A 19030-nucleotide genomic window follows, 5' to 3' on the forward strand; every position below is an offset into this window, starting at 1 on the left:
AGACGCGGGTCCGTCTGATGAGATCAGGCGAGGGCGCCGAGATGTGCGAGCGCCTGCTGCAGCAGGACTCCGCGGCCGCCCTCCATCTCCTCGAGGATCGCCGGGCTCAGGGCCTCCTGCGGCGCCAGCCACGTCAGCTCGAGGGCGTCCTGCCGGGGCGCGCACTCGCCCGTGACCGCGACGACGTAGGCCAGGGCCACGGCGTGCTGGCGCGGGTCATAGAGAGGAGTGATGCCCGGGAGCGGGAAGTACTCGGCCACGGTGAACGGCACGATGTCGGCGGGCAGCTGGGGAAAGGCCGTCGGACCCAGGTCCTTCTCCAGATTGCGCATGAGCGCCGTGCGGATCGGCTCTCCGTGCAGGACCCGGCCGGACACGAACGAGCGTGCCAGGGTGCCGGTCGTCGGGGACCCGCGCAGCAGCAGGCCGACCTGCTCGACCTGGCCGAGACTGTCCAGTCGGACGGGGATCGCCTCGACGTAGAGGATCGGGACGCGCGAGCGCGTCTCCTCGAGCTGGAACTCCGAGAGCCAGCCGGGATTCGGGTCGGGGGTGCGCACGGAGGGCATGGGCCCATTGTGGTGGAACGGTGGTCGCCAGACCCACCATCGCTGCGACACGGCTCGCGCGCCGCGACGTGACCGTCGGTTGAACTTGGGGTTGTGACTCCCAGTTACAGCGCTTAGTGTGAAGTGGTTCACGTCGGCTGTGGCCCTGGGGATGGGGTGCGCAGCGAAGTAATCATCGAGGGGAATGACCTGTGAGCCAGTCTCGGATTCGTCCAATCCATCGCGCCGCCGCCGGAGTCGCCGCCACGTCCATCGCCGCGGCGGGAGCCGTCGGGATCATCGGCGCCACGAGTGCGAACGCCGCTGATGTCGAGATCACGAAGAGCTTCGACTACAGCTGCGCGACCGTGGCCAGCGGCCTCGATCTCGGCCCGCAGGACGTGGGGGTGACAGCCCGGACCACGATTCCGGAGTCGGTGACCCCCGGCGAGGTGCTGCCGGCGCGCACCGTCGACATCACCCTGGCGCTGCCCGAGGCGCTGCGCGCCTCCACCTACGGCCTGCTCCAGGGCCGGGAGGCCGAGGGTGCCTCGACCGACTCGGCGGTCACGTTGACCACCGGCGGCCAGACCACCTCCGTCGCGATCCCGAACCTGTCGGCGGCGCGTACCGCGATCCCGGCCACGTCCGCCAGCCCGTGGACCATCCCGGCCAGCGGCCAGGTTCCCGAGATCACCACCCCGGACTACGCCGTCGGCAGCGTCGTGATGGGCATGCCGGGCGAGTTCAACATCGTCGCCACGGTCTACAAGGCGAACGGCACCTCGTTCCAGGCCACGATGGACTGCACCGCGGTGAGCACCGACATCAGCCTCGGCTCCGTCCCGGTCAACGTCCCGACGACCGAGCCGACCACGGAGCCGACGACTGAGCCGACGACGGAGCCGACGACTGAGCCGACGACTGAGCCGACGACTGAGCCGACCACGGAGCCGACGACCGAGCCGACGACCGAGCCGACCACGGAGCCGACGACCGAGCCGACGACCGAGCCGACGACGGAGCCGACCACGGAGCCGACCACGGAGCCGACCACGGAGCCGACCACGGAGCCGACGACCGAGCCGACGAGTGAGCCGACCACGGAGCCGACGACTGAGCCGACGAGTGAGCCGACCACGGAGCCGACGACCGAGCCGACGACTGAGCCGACGACTGAGCCGACGACTGAGCCGACCACGGAGCCGACCACGGAGCCGACGACTGAGCCGACGGAGCCGACGCCCTCGGAGCCGGTGGACCTGTCGAAGAGCTTCGACTACGTGTGCTCCGTCGACGCCGGCGGACTGGATCTCGGCGAGCACACGATCGGCGTGAAGGCCGAGACGACCATTCCGGGCTCCGTCTCGCCCGGCAAGGTGATCGAGCCGACTCCGGTGAGCATCACGCTGACGATGCCCGAGATGCTCCGCCAGGCGACGGCCGCGGTGCTCGGCGGCACGTCCGCCGACGGATCGTCGAAGGACTCGGCGATCACGCTGACGACCGGCGGCCAGACGACGACGATCGCGATCCCGAACCTCGCCGCTCCGAAGACGGCGGTTCCGCAGGTCGCGAACGAGCCGTGGCTGATCCCGGCCGCCGGCACGGTGCCGGCGATCACGACTCCGGCCTACGCGGCCGGCACGGTCGACCTCGGAATGCCGGCCAAGTTCTCGATCACCGCGACGATCTACACGAAGAACAACACGACGGTGCCGTCGACCTTGAAGTGCACGGGCCCGTCGGACCTCTCGCTCGGCAGCATCCCCGTGACGGCCGGCTCGACCGAGCCGACCACGGCCCCGACGTCGGAGCCCACGTCGGAGCCGACTTCGGAGCCGACGACGGAACCCACGTCGGAGCCCACGAGTGAGCCGACCACGGAGCCCACCACCGAGCCGACGACGGAGCCCACCACTGAGCCGACCACGGAGCCGACCACGGAGCCGGGCCTCGCCGAGATCCGCATCCCGGACTCGGTCCAGGCCGGTGGCAGCTTCACGGTGCGCTTCCCGCACGGATGGGCCGGCCAGGAGGTCGACGTGATCCTGCACTCCGAACCCGTCTCCCTCGGCACGAAGACGATCTCCGCGAGCAACACGCTCACGGCGACCGTCCCCTCCGACACGGCGGCCGGGACGCACACGCTCGTCATCGAGCAGAACGGCGAGACGGTGGCCTCGGCGGAGTTCGAGGTCACGGCGGCCGACACGTCGGTCGACACGGACTCCGACACGACGACCGACGACTCGGACGAGGTGCTGGCCTCGACGGGTGGTCCGACGCTGCTCGTCGGCGGCCTCGGGCTGCTGGCCGTGCTCGCCGGCGGCGCGCTGCTGATCGCCCGGCGCCGCACGCAGCAGTGACGTGACACGGCGCTCCTGACGAGAGCGTCACGAGTGGGGACGGGCCGCGAGGTCCGTCCCCACGCACGTCCCGCGTCGGCGGTGGGTAGGGTGGAGTCACACGACAGGGGAGCGCCATGCAGAGGGCGCTGAGAGTGCGGAGAAGCCGCAGACCCTCGAACCTGCTCCGGTTAGCACCGGCGAAGGGAGTCACGATGACATCTGCCGTTCCGTCCATCACCACCCGCTACCGCACGATCGACCTCGTCACGATCGCGATGCTCGGCGTCGCCTTCGGCGTCGTCTTCTGGGGCTGGGGGAAGTTCTACGACGTCGTCGACCTCGGCGCGACCGTCGGCTTCAAGCCCGCTGCCGCCCTGCTCGGCGGCATGTGGCTCATCGCGGGCGTCGTCGGCGGGCTGATCGTCCGCCGGCCGGGCGCAGCGTTCGCCACCGAGTTCATCGCCGCGCTCGTGTCGATGCTCGTCCTCGGCGGCACGTCGTGGGGCAGCAGCGTGCTGATCTCCGGCGCGGTCCAGGGCCTCGGCGCCGAGTTGGTGTTCGCGCTGTTCCTGTACCGCCGCTTCGACCTGCTGACCGCCATCCTCGGCGGAGCGCTGTCGGGCGTGCTCGAGGCGTTCTACGAGTGGAAGTACTACTTCGCCGACTGGGACCTGACCTGGAAGCTCGTGCACCTGGTGTTCCTCACCACCTCCGGCGTCGTGATCGCGGGCATCGGTGGCTGGTTGCTCGTGCGCTCGCTCGCCCGGGCCGGAGCGCTCGACTCCTTCCCCGCCGGGCGTCCCTGACCGCGTGACGATCGCGTTCCGGGACTACTCCTGGACGCCGCTGCACGCGCGACGTCCCGCGCTCGATCGGCTCGACCTGCGGATCGACGCGGGCGAGCGGGTCCTGCTGGTCGGTCCGAGCGGGAGTGGCAAGTCGACGACCCTGCACGCGATCGCCGGTGCCCTCGGCGCCACGCTCGTGGGCGAAGCCTCGGGCCACGTCGAGGTCACGGGTCGCATCGGCATGGTCACGCAGAGCCCGTCGGCCTCGATCGTCGCCGACCGGGTCGGTCGCGACGTCGCGTTCGGGCCGGAGAACCTCGGTCTGCCCCGCGACGAGATCTGGCGCCGCGTCGACGCGGCACTCGAGGCGGTCGACCTGCGGCACGGTCGTGAGCGATTCACGAGCGCGCTCTCCGGCGGCGAGCGGCACCGCCTGGCGCTCGCGGGCGCGTTGGCGACCGACCCCGACGTGCTGCTGCTCGACGAGCCGACCTCGATGCTCGACGCGGCGCTGGCGTCCACGGTGCGCGACGCGGTGCTCCGGGTCGCCGGCGGGCGCACCCTCGTGGTGGTCGAGCACCGCTTCAAGGGCTGGCTCGAGCACGTCGACCGGGTGATCGTGCTCGACCGTGGCCGTCTCGTCTTCGACGGCTCGGTGGCGGACTTCTCCGATGCCGCGGTGCCCGACGCCCTGTGGATGCCCGGTCGGCCGGCGCCCGCTCCCGTCGCGGTGCCGGAGGAGCTCGTTCGACCGACCGAGGCCGCCCGGGTCTCGGCTCGCGACGTCGCGGTGGACCAGGTCACGCGGACGCTGCGGGGGACCGAGCGCACGCGGGCGCTGTCCGGGCTGGACGTCGACCTGGAGCCCGGGTCGACCACGGCCTTCGTCGGCCCGAGCGGGTCGGGCAAGTCCACGGCCCTGCTCGCCCTGTCGGGTCTGGTCGTCCCGGTCCGCGGGCAGGTCGTCGGGCCCTCCGAGATCGGCTGGTGCCCTCAGGATCCCGAGCTCGGCTTCGTCGCGACCTCGGCGCGGCGCGAGCTCGAGGCCACCCCGCATGCGCTCGGACGGGACGTGGACGTCGAGGCGCTGCTCGCGGCGGTCGGCCTGGCCGGCCGCGGCGACGACCACCCCTATCGACTGTCCGGTGGTGAGCAGCGCCGACTCGCGCTCGCGGCGGCCGTGGCCCATCGGCCCGGTCTGCTGCTCGCGGACGAGCCGTCGGTCGGCCAGGACCGGGACACGTGGGCGGTGGTGGCCGGCTGGATCGACTCGGCCGCCCGGGCCGGGGCCACCGTCGCGCTGGCGACGCACGACCCTGACCTGCCGCGTGACCGCGACGTCGTCCTGGACCGGGGGGAGGTCCGGTCGTGACGGGAGTCGTGCGACGGCTCAACCCTCTGGTCCTGCTCACCGTCGGGATCGCGGCGGCGCTCGGCTCGCCGGCCATCCGCTCGCTGCCGATCGCCTTGGCGTCGATCGCCGTGTACGTGGTCGCCGTCGTGCTGACGGTGCCCTCGTGGCGCTATCCGCTCGCGTGCCTCGCGCTCGTCGCGCTGCCCGTCGCGAGCGTCACGTGGTCGACGTGGCTGCTCGGCGGCCACGACGCGGAGGTCGCGGTGGTCGCGGGCCTGCGCACGTTCGTCCTCGCGTGGCCGGGAGCCGTCGCCGTCGGCTACGTCGACGTGGCGCGCCTGGGCGACTACCTCGGCCAGACCCTGCGGGTTCCCGCCCGGTTCGCGGCGGCGCTCTCCGCGGCCCTGCAGCGGGTCGGCGGTGCGTGGCGGACCTGGCTCGACCTCGAACGGACCCGACGGGCGCGCGCCCTGCCCCGCCGCCCGTGGTCGATGGCCTTCGCCCTGCTCGTCCATACGATCCGGGACGCGACTCGCACCTCGATCGCGATGGACGCCCGCGGATTCGCCACCGCCCGGCACCGCACGTGGGCCGAGGCCGCGACGTGGAGCAGGCTCGATCTGGCCGCGCTCGTCGCCGCCGTCGCGATGGGTCTGCTCCCGATCGTGCTGCGCTCCATCGGCTGGTAGGAGCCTGAAACTGGGGTTACAGTGGCTTGCATCACAATGCAACTACAGGTTACAGTCGTCGACATTGTCCACATGGGTGTTGGGGCACCCGGATGAGTCGCAAGCCTGCTTCGAGGGGAGAGCTGAATGCGCACGAGCGCTGTCGCAGTACGTCGGGGAGTTCGTCTGGTGGTCGCTGCCGGGGTGGTGGCCGCCGGGGCGGCACACGTCGGGCTGGCGCCTGCGGCGAGTGCGGCGGACGCCAGCATCACGCGCGTCGGCTACACGTGCAAGGCCACCAACGCCGTCATCAACCAGTCGCTGCAGGGCCCGCAGCAGTTCTACGTCACGGCGAGGACGACGCTCCCGGAGCAGCTGTCCGCCGGTGACACGGTGCCCTCGACGGCCGCGACGCTCACGCTGTTCCTGCCGCCCAAGCTCGTCAACCGGCTGATCGACCCGATGCTCGTGGAGCAGGTCAAGGGCTCGGCCACGTCCGACGTGCTCCTGCAGGCCGTCGACACGAACGGCGACCTGGTCAAGGAGCAGGGCGAGGCGGTCGAGAACCTCAAGGTCGACAACTGGGTCGACCTCCACAAGGACACCGAGGTCGCGATCGAGGCCAACGGCACGGTCGGCTCCGTCCCGGTCCCCGAGACGGCCAACGGCGACGGGCTCATCTACGTCCAGATGCCCAAGACGTTCGTCCTGCACTCGCAGATGAACCCGCCCGTGCTCGGCACGATCTCCGATGCCGACCTCAACTGCACGCGCGACGAGGACACGGCTGCCGCCCGCGTGATCGGCACGATCGCGATCGGCGCCGGCTGCTCGCAGGCGCAGTGCCCGCTGCCGGCCCAGGGCGGTTCGGACGACGACGATGACGACGATCCCTCGACGGGCGACGGCACCGATCCGGAGGTGATCGATCCCGTCACGCCGGTCGCGACGAGCACCGTCGACAACGACTACGACTACGGGGTCAGCGACACCTCGACCGACGGGGACGACACGACCGCCGCCGCCGAGACCACCGAGCTGCCGGCCACGGGATCGCCGCTCGGACCGGTGCTGCTCGGCGCCTTCGGCGTGGCCGTCGTGGCCCGGATCGCGCTCGCCGTGCGGACCCGGCGCAAAACCGCCGCCTGACCGCACGTGACCGCGACGACCCGGTGCTGCGCCGGGCCGGACCCCCTGTGAAGGAGATCTGATGGGAGTCGAAGTACGCGTCGAGGGACTGACGAAGGCTTTCGGCAGGCAGACGATCTGGAAGGACGTCTCGCTGACACTGCCCTCGGGGCAGATCAGCGTCATGCTCGGGCCCTCCGGCACCGGCAAGTCCGTCTTCCTCAAGGCGCTCATCGGTCTGATCAAGCCCGACGAGGGCCACATCATCATCGAGGACACCGACATCGCGACGTGCAGCGAGCGCGACCTCTACGAGATCCGCAAGCTGTTCGGCGTGCTGTTCCAGGACGGCGCGATGTTCGGCTCGATGTCGCTGTTCGACAACGTCGCGTTCCCGCTGCGCGAGCACACGCGCAAGACAGAGACGCAGATCCGCGAGATCGTCATGGAGAAGATGTCCATGGTCGGTCTCGTGGGCGCCGAGGAGAAGCTGCCCGGTGAGATCTCCGGCGGCATGCGCAAGCGAGCCGGTCTCGCCCGCGCGCTCGTGCTCGAACCGGAGATCATCCTGTTCGACGAGCCGGACTCCGGTCTCGACCCGGTCCGCACGGCCTTCATTAACCAGCTCATCGTCGACCTCAACCAGCAGACCGAGGCGACCTTCCTCATCGTCACGCACGACATCGGCACGGCGCGCACCGTGCCGGACAACATCGGACTGCTCTACCACCGGCACCTGTCGATGTTCGGCCCGCGCGAGATGCTGCTGTCCAGCGAGGAGCCCGCGGTCCGCCAGTTCCTCAACGCCCAGACGGTCGGCCCGATCGGGATGAGCGAGGAGAAGGACGCCGACGAGCTCGCCGCCGAGGACCACAGCACGCTGCCGCCGCTGCCGCCGATCGCCCTGCAGCTGCTGCCCTCCGACGGCCGGTCGCGCTCGACCCAGGCCGCCCCGGGTGAGTGGTGCGCGGCCAACGGCATCGTCCCGCCGCCGGGTTCCTTCCTCGGCGACGGCTCGGGCTTCCACACGCCGGCCCCCGTGTCGGGCGGGGCCCTCTGATGAGCGCCGTCAGCGCCGTCCTGGCTCCGGTCGCGACCGCCGGCAAGCTGTTCGCCTTCGCGCTCGACGTGTTCTTCGCGATGTTCCGTCGCCCGTTCCAGCTCCGCGAGTTCATCCAGCAGGCGTGGTTCATCGCCTCGGTGACGATCATCCCGATCGCGCTCGTCGCGATCCCGTTCGGTGCCGTCGTCGCGCTGCAGACCGGCAGCCTGATCCAGCAGTTCGGAGCCCAGTCGTTCGTCGGATCCGCGTCGGTGCTCGCGGTGCTGCGCGAGGCGGCGCCGATCGCCACGGCGCTGCTGGTCGCCGGCGCCGGCGGCTCGGCGATCGCGGCCGATCTCGGTGCCCGCAAGATCCGCGAGGAGCTCGACGCCATGATGGTGCTCGGCATCGACCCGATCCATCGGCTCGTGGTCCCGCGCGTCCTGGCCTGCATGCTCGTCGCGGTCGCCCTCAACGGTCTCGTCAGCGTCGTAGGCGTGCTCGGCGGCTACTTCTTCAACGTCGTCCTGCAGGGCGGCACGCCGGGCGCGTACCTCGCGTCGTTCACCGCCCTGGCCCAGACCCCCGACCTCTGGCAGGGGATGGCCAAGGCCCTCGTGTTCGGCGTGATCGCCGCGGTCGTGGCCACCTACAAGGGGATGAACGCCGACGGTGGCCCCCAGGGTGTCGGTCAGGCCGTCATGGAGTCGGTCGTCATCACGTTCCTGCTGCTGTTCATGGCGAACTTCGTGATGAGCGCGCTGTACTTCCAGTTGGTTCCGGCGAAGGCGTTGTGACGTGACGGATCTCAAGAGCGCCGTGGAGCGCCCGCTCGGTGCACTCGACAGCCTGGGCCTGCAGCTGGCCTTCTACATCCGCACGATCGCGTGGATCCCGCGTGTCATCACCCACTACCCGCGCGAGATCCTGCGCCTGCTGTCGGAGGTGACGTTCGGCCGCGGGGCCCTGGCCATGATCGGCGGCACCGTCGGGGTCATCACCGCGATGTCGTTCTTCACGGGCCTCGAAGTGGGCATGCAGGCCAACAGCGCGCTCGAGCAGCTCGGCACGAGCGCGTTCGCGGGCTTCTTCTCGGCCTACTTCAACACCCGTGAGATCGCGCCGCTCGTGGCCGGCATCGCGATGGCGGCGACCGTCGGCTGCGGGTTCACCGCCCAGCTCGGCGCGATGCGGATCTCCGAGGAGGTCGACGCGCTCGAGGTGATGGCGATCCCGTCGCTGCCGTACCTCGTCACGACGCGCGTCATCGCGGGCATGATCGCGATCATCCCGCTCTACATGATCGGCCTGCTCGCCTCGTACTTCGCGACGCGCTTCGCGATCACGTGGGTCTACGGACAGAGCGCGGGCACGTACGAGCACTACTTCAGCCTGTTCCTGCCACCCAACGACGTCCTGTGGTCCTTCTTCAAGGTCCTGGTGTTCGCGGTCCTGGTGATCCTGATCCACTGCTACTACGGGTACTACGCCAGCGGCGGACCCGTCGGCGTGGGCATCGCGGTCGGCCGTGCCGTGCGCACCTCGATCGTCGTCATCAACGTCGCCGACCTCATGATGTCGATGGCGATCTGGGGGACCACGACGACGGTGAGGCTGGCCGGCTGATGCCCCGTACCGCCGCACTGGACCGCCCCGGGACCGTCCGGGCCCTCGGCGTCGTGATGCTCGCGATGATCGTCGGCACGGTGTTCTTCACGTACGCCACGTTCACCAAGGCCTTCTCCGGCGACGTCCCCGTCACGATCCGCAGCAACGGCGTTGGCCTGCAGTTGAACCGCAACGCCGACGTCAAGCTGCGCGGCGTGATCGTCGGCCGCGTCGAGGACATCACCTCCCAGCAGGGCGAGGCCGTGATCCACCTCAGGATCGATCCCGACCAGGCGCCACTGATCCCGTCCGACGCCCAGGCGTTCATCGTCCCCAAGACGCTGTTCGGCGAGAAGTTCATCGACCTTCAGCCGATCTCGCAGTCGGCCGGCACGCCGCTCGAGGCCGGCGACGAGATCGTCCAGGCCGCCCTGCCGACCGACGTCGAGAACCTGCTCGTCGACCTCGATCCGCTGCTCAAGGCGCTCAACCCCGCCGACCTGTCCTACACCCTGACGGCGCTGTCCGACGCGTTGTCCGGCGAGGGCGAGACCGTCGGCGACAGCCTCACGACGCTGTCGGCGTACCTGCAGAAGGTCACGCCGCTCGCCGACGACATCGTCAAGGACGTCACGCTGCTCGGCGACACCGCCGAGACGTACGCCGACGTGATGCCCGAGCTCGGCGCCACGCTGCGCAACGCGGTCGTCACGGGCAACACCCTCACCGCGAAGCGGGCGCAACTGCAGGCGCTGTTCACCGAGACCGCGGCCTTCGCCACGACCGCCGAGCAGTTCGTCGATGCCACCGGCGAGGACTTCATCACGCTGTCCGCGCAGTCGCAGCCCACGCTCGAGCTGATCTCGGACTACTCGCCGACGATCGGCTGCGTCCTCAAGGGCATCGACGAGCTCGTCCCGGCCCTCGACAGCACGTTCCGCAACCATCGGGCGCACGTCTCGATCGAGTTCGCGGCCCGGTCGTCGCGCGACTACGACGGCGGCGACAGTCCCGAGCTGCCGTCGGGCTCCGGCGGCACGAACGCACCGTCGTGCGCGACGCTGCCGAACACCCCGTACACCGGCGCGCGCCCCTCCCCGGGCCTGAGCGACTCGCTGCTGCGCGAGCTCGGCATCAGCGGTGACCTCGGCAAGAAGGCGCCGCTGGCGTCGTCGGCGACGGTCAGCCGGGCCGGCAGCGATGCCGAGGCCCAGCAGATCGACGCGATCGTGGCCGCCGGACTCGGCGTGGAGCCCGAGGACGTCCCCGACATCGCCCAGCCGCTGTTCGCCCCCGTCCTGCGCGGAGCGGAGGTGAGCCTCGGATGAACGTGCCCCATCTGGACCGTCAGACCACCGTCTCGCTCGTGAAGCTGCTGACGTTCCTGCTCATCACGGGCCTGCTGACCGCCCTGCTCGCCGTGCTGATCGGCAACGTCTCGCTCAACCGCACGCAGGAGTACAAGGCCGTCTTCAGTGACGTGACGAGCCTCGTGAAGGGCGATGACGTCCGGATCGCCGGCGTGCGTGTGGGCAACGTCGCCGACGTGCAGGCGCACTCGGCGACGACCGCCCTCGTCACCTTCCAGGTCGACTCCGACATCACGCTCACCCACGCGACGATGGCGAACCTGCGCTATCGCAACATGATCGGCCAGCGCTACGTCGCGCTCAGCGAGGGCACGGACGGATCGTCGTCGCGGCTGGAGCCGGGCGAGACCATCGGCCTCGAGCACACCGCGCCCGCCCTCGACCTGACCGACCTGTTCGGCGGGTTCCAGCCGCTCTTCGAGGCGCTGTCGCCCGACGACACGAACCAGCTGGCGTACGAACTCATCCAGGTGTTCCAGGGCGAGAGCGGCACCGTCGAGTCGCTCGTGTCGCACACGGCCTCCCTGACGCAGACCCTTGCCGACCGCGACGAGCTGATCGGCTCGGTCATCACCAACCTCACGACGGTCCTCACGTCGTTCAATGAGCGTGACGACGAGCTGTCGTCGGCCATCTCGACGCTGCAGCAGCTCATCACCGGACTGAAGGACGACCGCGACGTGCTCACCGGATCACTCGACGACATCGCGACCCTGACCGGCGAGACCGCCGGACTCCTGCAGGACACCCGGCCAGCGTTGACCGCCGACATCAAGGAACTGCGCCGGTGGACGGCCAAGGTCGGCACGAAGCAGGCGCGCAAGCGGCTCGACACCACGCTGCAGATCCTGCCGGTCAAGATCGACAAGATCGGGCGCACGGGTCAGTACGGCTCCTTCTTCAGCTTCTTCATCTGCGACATCGGGGTCAACGGCAAGGTGCCGTCGCTCAGCGGGGTCGAGGGCTACGAGAAGGCCCAGCCGTTCAAGACGACCTCGCGGGTCACCGTCACGGGCTCGGGGGTGAGTCGATGCAAATGAAGAGCCTGAAGAACTTCACGCCGTTCCGCGACCGCAACCCGGTCATCGTCGGCGCCGTGAGCCTCGCGCTCATCGCCCTCATGCTGCTCGTGGCCAGTCAGGCCGCCAGCCTGCCGGTCATCGGCGGCGGCCCGAAGTACGCCGCGGAGTTCACCGAGGTCGGTGGTCTCAAGAAGGGCGACGACGTCCGGCTCGCGGGCGTGCTGGTGGGCGAGGTCGACGACCTCGAGCTGCACGGCGACACCGTGCGCGTCACGTTCCGGGTCAAGAAGAACCGCGACCTGCTTGGCAGCCAGACGGGCGCGTCGGTGCGCATCAAGTCGCTGCTCGGCACGATGTACGTGAGCCTCGAGCCCGAGGGCAGCGGCACGCTGGCCAAGGGTGCGGTCATCCCGTCGTCGCGCACGACCCCGCCGTACGACATCGTCCAGGCCTTCGGCGGCCTCACCGAGACGACGCAGCAGATCGACACCGATCAGCTGGCGCACTCGCTCGACACCATCAACGACATCGCCGAGAAGACGCCCAAGGACTTCCGCAAGGCCGTCACGAGCGTCACGGCGCTGTCGAACACGATCTCGTCGCGCGACGAGGAGATCAAGACGCTGCTCAAGAACGTCGACGACGTGTCCGGAGTGCTGGCCGACCGGAACACCGAGTTCGTCAAGCTGTTCCAGGACGGCGGTGTGCTCTTCCAGGCGCTGTCGGACCGCCGTGACGCGATCCACGACGTACTCGTCAACGTCACCGCGATGTCCGAGGAGATCGACGGCCTCATCACCGACACCGACGACGACCTCAAGCCGGCGCTGGACCACCTCGCCGGCGTGGTCGAAGTGCTCCGGAAGAACCAGTCGAACATCACCGCCGCGCTCGAGCAGCTGCCCGACTACTACGCGATGGTGTCCAACAACTCCGGAAGCGGTCCGTGGCTCGACGGCTACATGTCCAACCTGCTCGCGATCCTGGGATTGGAGTGACGATGACCGACACCACCCGGACCAGCCGAGTCCCCAGCCGTGCGCTCGCGATCGGCGCCGCCATCCTGGCCGCCGCCCTCGTCGCGGTGCTCGCGACGGTCGCGATCAACCGCTCCCACGAGAACACGCTGACCGTCGACTTCGACCGGACCGTCTCGCTCTACGAGGGCTCCAAGGTCCGCATCCTGGGCGTCAACGTCGGCACGGTCGAGAAGATCACGCCGCGCGGCACGAACGTCCGCGTCCAGTTGTCCTGGGACGCGAAGTACGACGTGCCCGAGGACGTCCGTGCGGTCGTCGTCTCGCCCTCCGTCGTCGGCGACCGCTTCGTGCAGCTGACCCCCGCCTACACCGGCGGTGCGACGCTCGACGACGGTGCGCACCTCGACCAGTCGCGCACGGCGACCCCGACCGAGCTCGACGAGACGTTCGCCGCGCTCGACAAGGTCGCCACGACGCTCGGCCCGGACGGCGTCAACAAGGACGGCACGCTCAACACCCTGCTGGAGAACTCGGCCGACAACCTCGACGGCAAGGGCGCCGAGATCCGCGCGAGCATCGCGGCGCTGGCGAAGCTGAGCACGACCGCCGACGGCTCGAAGGACGAGCTCTTCGCCTCGATGGAGAAGATCAACACCTTCGTGTCCGCGCTCGAGGCCAACGATGCGAGCGTCCGCTCCTTCAACTCGAGCCTGGCCGGCGTGTCCGACGTGCTCGCCGACGAGGGCGACGACCTGCAGGCGGCGGTCCGCGAGCTCGCCTCGGCGCTCAGCCAGATCCAGACGTACGTCTCGGAGAACCGCACGTCCCTGCGCAAGAACGTCGACGGGCTCACCGACGTCACCAGGACGCTCGCGAAGCAGCGCAAGAACCTCGACGCGATCCTGCGCAAGGGACCGACGGCGCTCGCGAACCTCGGCACCGCCTACAACCCCACGACGGGCACGCTGGACACCCGGGCGACCCTCAAGGGCAAGGACGGCAGGTTCTTCACGCTGACCGACGGCGCGTACGTCAGCGCCTACTGCGCGCTCACGACGGAGCAGAACCCCAAGTACGAGGACGCCTGCTCCGCGGTCGGCGACATCGTCGCGTTCCTGTCCGACACCGCGAAGTCCTCGACCTCGTCGTCGTCGGCCGCCCGGTCGGCTCCGCCCACGACGTCCGGCGGCGATTCGCTGGCCAGCCTGATGGGGGTGGCGTGATGCGCACCGGACGAACCAGGCTCGCCCTCGTGGCGATGCTCGGGGCCGTGACGCTCGCCTCGGGCTGTGTCTCCAGCATCGGCGACGTCCCGCTGCCCGGCGGCGCCGACCTCGGCGACGATCCCTACTCGGTCACGATCGAGTTCGCCGACGTGCTGGACCTCGTCCCGCAGAGCGCGGTCAAGGTCAACGACGTCTCCGTCGGCCGCGTCACCGACATCGCGCTCGACGGCTGGAAGGCGAAGGTCACCGTCGCGCTGAACCGCGACGTCGACCTGCCCGACACCGCCGTCGCGTCGATCCGGCAGACCTCGATCCTGGGCGAGAAGTTCGTCTCCCTCGCGCCTCCGCAGGAGGGCGGCGGCCAGGAGGGCCGGCTCGGCGACGGCGACCTGATCCCGCTCGAGCGGGCCGGCAACGCCCCCGAGATCGAGCAGGTGCTCGCCTCGCTGTCGCTCGTGCTCAACGGCGGCGCCCTCGCGAAGGCCCAGGTGATCAGCCGTGAGCTGAACACCGCGCTCTCGGGCAACGAGGCCGACATGCGCACGCTCGTGCGACGGCTCGACGAGTTCGTCGGCACGGCCGAGGACAGCAAGGACGACATCGTCGCGGCGATCGAGCAGATCGATCGGCTCGCGCAGAACACGAACGACCAGAAGGCCGCGATCGACGCAGCGCTCGACGACCTGCCGGGCGCGTTGACGACCGTCAACCAGCAGCGGGCCAACCTCGTCAAGATGCTCGACTCACTGTCCAAGCTCGGCACCGTCGGCACGGACGTGATCGTCAAGAGCAAGCAGGCCGTGCTGGCCGACCTCACGGCGCTCACCCCGGTGCTCGACAACCTCGCGTCGGCCGGCGATGCGCTGGTCACCTCGCTCGAGGTGCTGCCGACGTTCCCGTTCCCCGACTCGCTCCTGGGGGACTCCTTCCAGGAGGCCAACGCGTACCAGATGGGCAACTACACGAACGTCTCCGTCGACTTCAACACCGACTTCTCGACGACGATCGGGCTGATGACCACCGCCGAGCGCGCCGCCCTGAAGAAGGCGCTGCAGGGCGATGACGTCTCCTCGGTCCTGGCCCAGTCGGTGGTGGCGCCATGATCACGAGGCGAGTGCGCGTCCAGCTGGTGATCTTCCTCATCGGCACGCTGATCGCGACAACCTACATCGGCGCCAAGTACGCCCGCGTCGACCGGCTCTTCGGCAGCGGGTACGACGTCACGGTGCAGATGGCCGAGTCGGGCGGCATCTTCACGACCGCCGACGTCACCTACCGCGGCGTGAGCGTCGGACGGGTCACGGACATGTGGCTCGACGGAGACGGCGTCAAGGTCGAGGTCCACGTCGAGTCGAGCGCTCCGCAGATCCCCGCTGACACCGACGTCGTGGTGGCCAACCGCTCCGCCGTCGGCGAGCAGTTCCTGGACTTCCAGCCGAAGACCCCTGACGGCCCCTACCTCGAGGACGGTGCGGTGATCGCCCGCGAGCGGACGCAGGTGCCCGTCGACACGCGGGCGCTGCTCACGGACGTCAGCTCGTTCCTGGGTTCGATCAACCCCGACGACCTGAGCACCGTCGTCACCGAGCTGGGCGCCGCCTTCCAGGGCTCGTCCGACGACCTGCGCACGATCATCGACTCGTCGCACTCGCTCATCACGACGGCCGACGAGAAGTACGAGCTGACCGCCGACCTGATCCGCAACTCGTCCACCGTGCTGCAGACCCAGGTCGACTCGCAGGACGACATCCGCACGTTCGCGCGCAATCTGAAGGTGCTGTCGACGTCGGTGCGCGCCTCCGACTCGGACCTGCGCCAGGTCATCGACGTCGGCGCGCCCACCGCGAGGACGATGCGCTCGGTGCTCGCCGAGAACTCCGACGACATCGCCTCGCTGCTCGACGACGCGATCAAGCTCAACACGGTCGTGACCGCCAACCTCGACGGCGTGCGCGGCGTCCTCGTGATCGCTCCGTACGGCGTGGAGAGCGCCTTCTCGATCATCGCGAAGGACTCGCGGACGGGGCAGTACGCGGCGCGCATGAGCCTGTCACTGCAGCCGGCCAGCTCGCCGTGCCTGCAGGGATACCAGGCCAGCGCCAAGCAGCGGACGCCCTACGACCGGACGGTCGAGAAGTGGAACCGGGCGTTCTCGTGCTCGAAGGCCCTGCCGCGTGGCGGCGCATCGAGTGGCTCGTCGACCTCATCCTCGTCGTCCACGACGGACGGCGAGGGCGACGCGGTCGTGCTGGGCACGTACGATGTGGCGACGCAACACCTTGAGATGGACGACGAGCCCTCGACGATCTCTCAGGCACCCGATCTGGGGAAGGAGTCGTGGAAGTGGCTGATGCTCGGACCCGCGGTCGCGCGTTGAATCGCAGCCGCCTGTTCGTCGTCGCACTCGTCCTCGTCACCTTCGTCTCGCTGGCGATCGGTGTCACGGTGCTCGTGCGGGGACCCCAGGTCCAGCCGGCGGCCGACACCGCCGTCCGGCAGGACGTGCGTGCGGCGACGGAGCGCTTCGCCGCGGCCGTCAACACGTACGACGTGAAGGACCTCGACCCCTACGTCGAGAAGGTCACCCCGATGCTCACCGACGACCTCGCCGAGCAGTTCGAGGCCTCGACGCAGGACCTGCTGTCGAAGTTCGCCGACACCGGCATCGTCTCGAAGGGGACGGTCGACCAGGTCGCGATCGACAGCGTCGACGGCGACAGCGCCGAGGCCCTCGCCGCGATCACCGTCACGACCAAGCCCGACAACGTCCAGTACGGCCAGCCGCGGCTGCGCTGGAAGGTCTCGCTCGTGCGCCAGGGCGACACGTGGCTCGTCGACAACTTCGCGAACATCACGATCCAGGCCGAGACGACCGGCGACGGCCAGGACGAGGACGGTGGCCAGTGAAGCTCAGCCGGCCCACGGGGCGATCGCTGCTGATCGCCGTCGCCGTCGTCTCCGTGCTGTTCGCGACCGTCGCGTACCTCGGGGTCCTGCGCGCGGAGTCGTCCGCGCGGGCCCAGCTCGACGCGCAGGACGCGGCCACGGGCGCCGCGTCGGACGCGCTGCCGAAGATCCTGGGATACCGGTACGCGTCGATCGAGGACGACCTCGACGACGCGACGGACTTCATGACCAAGGACTTCGCGAAGCAGTACTCCGAGCTCATCCCGCAGCTGACCTCGACGGCGGAGCAGCGCAAGATCGACGTGAAGGCCCTCGTGCGCGAGATCGCGGCGCTCGAGTGCGGCCAGGAGTGCTCCACCTCGTCGGTCAGGCTGCTCGCCTTCGTCGACCAGCACCGCACGATCGCCGGCGAGACCGGATCGCCGGCCGCCCTGTCGGTCGTCGTGAAGATGAAGAAGGTCGACGGGCAGTGGCTCGTCGCCGACCTCACCACCAGCTGACCGCGGCGCGCGTCAGGTCCAGGCGAAGGGGTCGATGACGCTCGCGACGCCGGCCGCCTCGAAGGGTGTCGTGTCCCTGCTGGCGACGCCGAATCGGTGTGCCCTGGCGATGCTCGCCATCAGGGCGTCGAAGTCCCCGATCGCCTGGCCGGCAGCGCGGGCCCGGGCGCGAAGGCAGCCATGCCACCACTCGGGAGTTCGGGGTGGGACGCAGGGGCTCGGACAGCACGTTGGTGTCGAGGCCCTTGCGCGTCAGACGTGCTTCGCGTCGACCAGGGTGCCGAAGACGACGGACCGGTGGTCGGTGTGGAAGAGCTCGGAGCACGTCGTCAGGGTCAGCAGTGCCTTGGTCGGCGTGGCCGAGGTCTTCTGGTCCTTCGTGTGCTCGGCCTTCTCGGGGACGGGCTGGACGACCCAGATGTCGGTGAAGTCGACGATGGTGTCCGTCCCGGAGTTCTGCAGCTCGTACGTGTAGACGTGCGTGCGCGTCTCGACCTCGACCGTGTCGCCCGCGCGCAGCTCGGGGAAGTCCATGAACGGCTGGCCGTTCGTGATCCGGTGCCCGGCGACGGCGAAGTTGCCCTTCTGGCCCGGGCGCTGCGTGTCGGTGAACCAGCCGACGCCGGAGGTGAGCGCCGAGTCGTCGATCCCGGCGACGATCGGGACCTCGAAGTCCTTGCCGAAGCGCGGGACGCGCAGCACGGCGAACACCTCGCCCCGGCGGATCGCGTCCTTCGTGGCGTCGCCGGCGCGGTTGTTGCGCCACTCGTCGGCCAGGGCGGTCGCCATCTGACCCTGCCGGTGCTTGGCCACGATGTTCGTGCCGACGTAGTTCCAGCCGGCCCAGCCGAGCCCCGCCACGATCACGAGCGTCAGGAACGCCGCGACGAGCCGGCCCGGGCGCAACTGCGGGGTCGGCTTCAGCTCGGGACGCTCGCGGCGCGGCGGTCCGGCATTGACGGTCACGTCAACGAGTGTCACACCTGGTTGCGCCCGGGACAATCGGCGCATTGCCCGTGATGCGCCTCACGCGGTACGGTGCTGGCTAAGCAAGCGCTTAGTCACAGGAGCAGACATGACTCGAGAGTTCGAGACCCTCGCCGACTTCAAGGCCAACGTCGGCCAGGAGATCGGTGCCAGCGACTGGATCACCGTCACGCAGGAGCAGATCAATCTGTTCGCCGACGCGACCGGTGACCACCAGTGGATCCACGTCGATCCCGAGCTCGCGGCGAAGGGACCGTTCGGCAAGCCGATCGCCCACGGCTACCTCACGCTGAGCCTGCTGCCCGTCCTCGTCGGCCAGGTCTACTCGATCAAGAGCGTCGTGATGGGTGTCAACTATGGCGCCAACAAGGTGCGCTTCCCGCACCCGGTGCCCGTCGACTCGCGTCTGCGCGCCACCGTCACGCTCAAGGAGACCGTCGACATCGCGATCGGCACGCAGATCATCAACACGGTCGTCGTCGAGATCGAGGGCGTCGAGAAGCCGGCGTGCATCGCCGAGGTCGTCTACGTCATGGCCGAGGCGTCCTGAC

The 19030-nt window shown here is 69.6% G+C and carries 19 protein-coding genes, 1 pseudogene and 1 riboswitch; of the genes and pseudogenes, 17 read left to right on the plus strand and 3 right to left on the minus strand.

Translation table 11 applies throughout. The features are described 5' to 3' along the window. Positions 1-23: 23 nt before the first annotated feature. The gene (locus ACT26F_RS14765; RefSeq protein ID WP_471671304.1) at positions 24-569 is read right to left on the minus strand and encodes a DUF4916 domain-containing protein; all 546 of its coding nucleotides are present in this window, start codon (positions 567-569) and stop codon (positions 24-26) included. A 191-nt stretch (positions 570-760) separates the two neighbouring features. Between ACT26F_RS14765 and ACT26F_RS14770 the strand changes: the two are divergent. Beyond that, positions 761-2299: pseudogene (locus tag ACT26F_RS14770) on the plus strand (DUF6801 domain-containing protein); the annotation flags it as partial. Here the strand turns inward: ACT26F_RS14770 and ACT26F_RS14775 are convergent. Then, on the minus strand, positions 2242-2706 hold the full coding sequence (locus ACT26F_RS14775) for a glycine zipper domain-containing protein (RefSeq protein ID WP_471671695.1): 465 nt from the start codon (positions 2704-2706) through the stop codon (positions 2242-2244). The pseudogene ACT26F_RS14770 and the gene ACT26F_RS14775 sit on opposite strands and share 58 nt — an antisense overlap. A gap of 306 nt (positions 2707-3012) precedes the next feature. After that, positions 3013-3122, plus strand: a riboswitch (TPP riboswitch). Between ACT26F_RS14775 and ACT26F_RS14780 the strand changes: the two genes are divergently transcribed. The 15 genes from ACT26F_RS14780 to ACT26F_RS14850 all read left to right on the plus strand — a co-directional run bounded on the left by ACT26F_RS14780 (position 3112) and on the right by ACT26F_RS14850 (position 17492). Next, a complete protein-coding gene (locus ACT26F_RS14780; RefSeq protein WP_471671305.1) occupies positions 3112-3705 on the plus strand; it encodes an ECF transporter S component in 594 nt (197 codons plus the stop codon). It overlaps the preceding riboswitch by 11 nt. Before the next feature lie 4 nt (positions 3706-3709). Continuing rightward, positions 3710-5059, plus strand: coding sequence for an ABC transporter ATP-binding protein (locus ACT26F_RS14785; protein ID WP_471671306.1), 1350 nt, complete (start codon positions 3710-3712; stop codon positions 5057-5059). Further along, a complete protein-coding gene (locus tag ACT26F_RS14790) occupies positions 5056-5730 on the plus strand; it encodes an energy-coupling factor transporter transmembrane component T family protein (RefSeq protein WP_471671307.1) in 675 nt (224 codons plus the stop codon). The genes ACT26F_RS14785 and ACT26F_RS14790 overlap by 4 nt, the downstream gene beginning before the upstream one ends. Before the next feature lie 168 nt (positions 5731-5898). Then, the gene (locus ACT26F_RS14795) at positions 5899-6858 is read left to right on the plus strand and encodes a DUF6801 domain-containing protein (protein ID WP_471671308.1); all 960 of its coding nucleotides are present in this window, start codon (positions 5899-5901) and stop codon (positions 6856-6858) included. Positions 6859-6919: 61 nt separating this feature from the next. Beyond that, positions 6920-7897 carry an ABC transporter ATP-binding protein gene (locus tag ACT26F_RS14800; protein WP_471671309.1) on the plus strand — a complete coding sequence of 326 codons (978 nt, stop codon included), beginning with the start codon at positions 6920-6922 and terminating at the stop codon, positions 7895-7897. Next, positions 7897-8676 (plus strand): MlaE family ABC transporter permease, encoded by a 780-nt coding sequence (locus ACT26F_RS14805; RefSeq protein ID WP_471671310.1) that lies wholly within the window; start codon positions 7897-7899, stop codon positions 8674-8676. The genes ACT26F_RS14800 and ACT26F_RS14805 overlap by 1 nt, the downstream gene beginning before the upstream one ends. A gap of 1 nt (position 8677) precedes the next feature. After that, positions 8678-9505, plus strand: coding sequence for an MlaE family ABC transporter permease (locus ACT26F_RS14810; protein ID WP_471671311.1), 828 nt, complete (start codon positions 8678-8680; stop codon positions 9503-9505). Further along, positions 9505-10815, plus strand: a complete 1311-nt coding sequence (locus ACT26F_RS14815) for an MCE family protein (RefSeq protein ID WP_471671312.1) — start codon at positions 9505-9507, stop codon at positions 10813-10815. Before ACT26F_RS14810 ends, ACT26F_RS14815 begins: the two co-directional genes overlap by 1 nt. Next, a complete protein-coding gene (locus ACT26F_RS14820; protein ID WP_471671313.1) occupies positions 10812-11897 on the plus strand; it encodes an MCE family protein in 1086 nt (361 codons plus the stop codon). Before ACT26F_RS14815 ends, ACT26F_RS14820 begins: the two co-directional genes overlap by 4 nt. Beyond that, positions 11894-12877 carry an MCE family protein gene (locus ACT26F_RS14825; RefSeq protein WP_471671314.1) on the plus strand — a complete coding sequence of 328 codons (984 nt, stop codon included), beginning with the start codon at positions 11894-11896 and terminating at the stop codon, positions 12875-12877. Before ACT26F_RS14820 ends, ACT26F_RS14825 begins: the two co-directional genes overlap by 4 nt. Before the next feature lie 2 nt (positions 12878-12879). Beyond that, positions 12880-14082 (plus strand): MCE family protein, encoded by a 1203-nt coding sequence (locus ACT26F_RS14830; RefSeq protein WP_471671315.1) that lies wholly within the window; start codon positions 12880-12882, stop codon positions 14080-14082. Continuing rightward, the gene (locus ACT26F_RS14835) at positions 14082-15188 is read left to right on the plus strand and encodes an MCE family protein (RefSeq protein ID WP_471671316.1); all 1107 of its coding nucleotides are present in this window, start codon (positions 14082-14084) and stop codon (positions 15186-15188) included. The genes ACT26F_RS14830 and ACT26F_RS14835 overlap by 1 nt, the downstream gene beginning before the upstream one ends. Further along, positions 15185-16462 carry an MCE family protein gene (locus ACT26F_RS14840; protein WP_471671317.1) on the plus strand — a complete coding sequence of 426 codons (1278 nt, stop codon included), beginning with the start codon at positions 15185-15187 and terminating at the stop codon, positions 16460-16462. The genes ACT26F_RS14835 and ACT26F_RS14840 overlap by 4 nt, the downstream gene beginning before the upstream one ends. Further along, positions 16429-16992: a hypothetical protein gene (locus ACT26F_RS14845; protein WP_471671318.1), complete on the plus strand. Its 564-nt coding sequence runs from the start codon at positions 16429-16431 to the stop codon at positions 16990-16992. The genes ACT26F_RS14840 and ACT26F_RS14845 overlap by 34 nt, the downstream gene beginning before the upstream one ends. After that, a complete protein-coding gene (locus tag ACT26F_RS14850) occupies positions 16989-17492 on the plus strand; it encodes a hypothetical protein (RefSeq protein ID WP_471671319.1) in 504 nt (167 codons plus the stop codon). Before ACT26F_RS14845 ends, ACT26F_RS14850 begins: the two co-directional genes overlap by 4 nt. A 252-nt stretch (positions 17493-17744) precedes the next feature. Here the strand turns inward: ACT26F_RS14850 and ACT26F_RS14855 are convergent, their stop codons facing one another. Then, positions 17745-18458, minus strand: coding sequence for a class E sortase (locus ACT26F_RS14855; protein WP_471671320.1), 714 nt, complete (start codon positions 18456-18458; stop codon positions 17745-17747). Positions 18459-18567: 109 nt separating this feature from the next. Between ACT26F_RS14855 and ACT26F_RS14860 the strand changes: the two genes are divergently transcribed. Then, positions 18568-19029, plus strand: coding sequence for a MaoC family dehydratase (locus ACT26F_RS14860; protein WP_471671321.1), 462 nt, complete (start codon positions 18568-18570; stop codon positions 19027-19029). Position 19030 lies beyond the last annotated feature (1 nt).

This window comes from Aeromicrobium sp. SP1, from assembly GCF_055663785.1.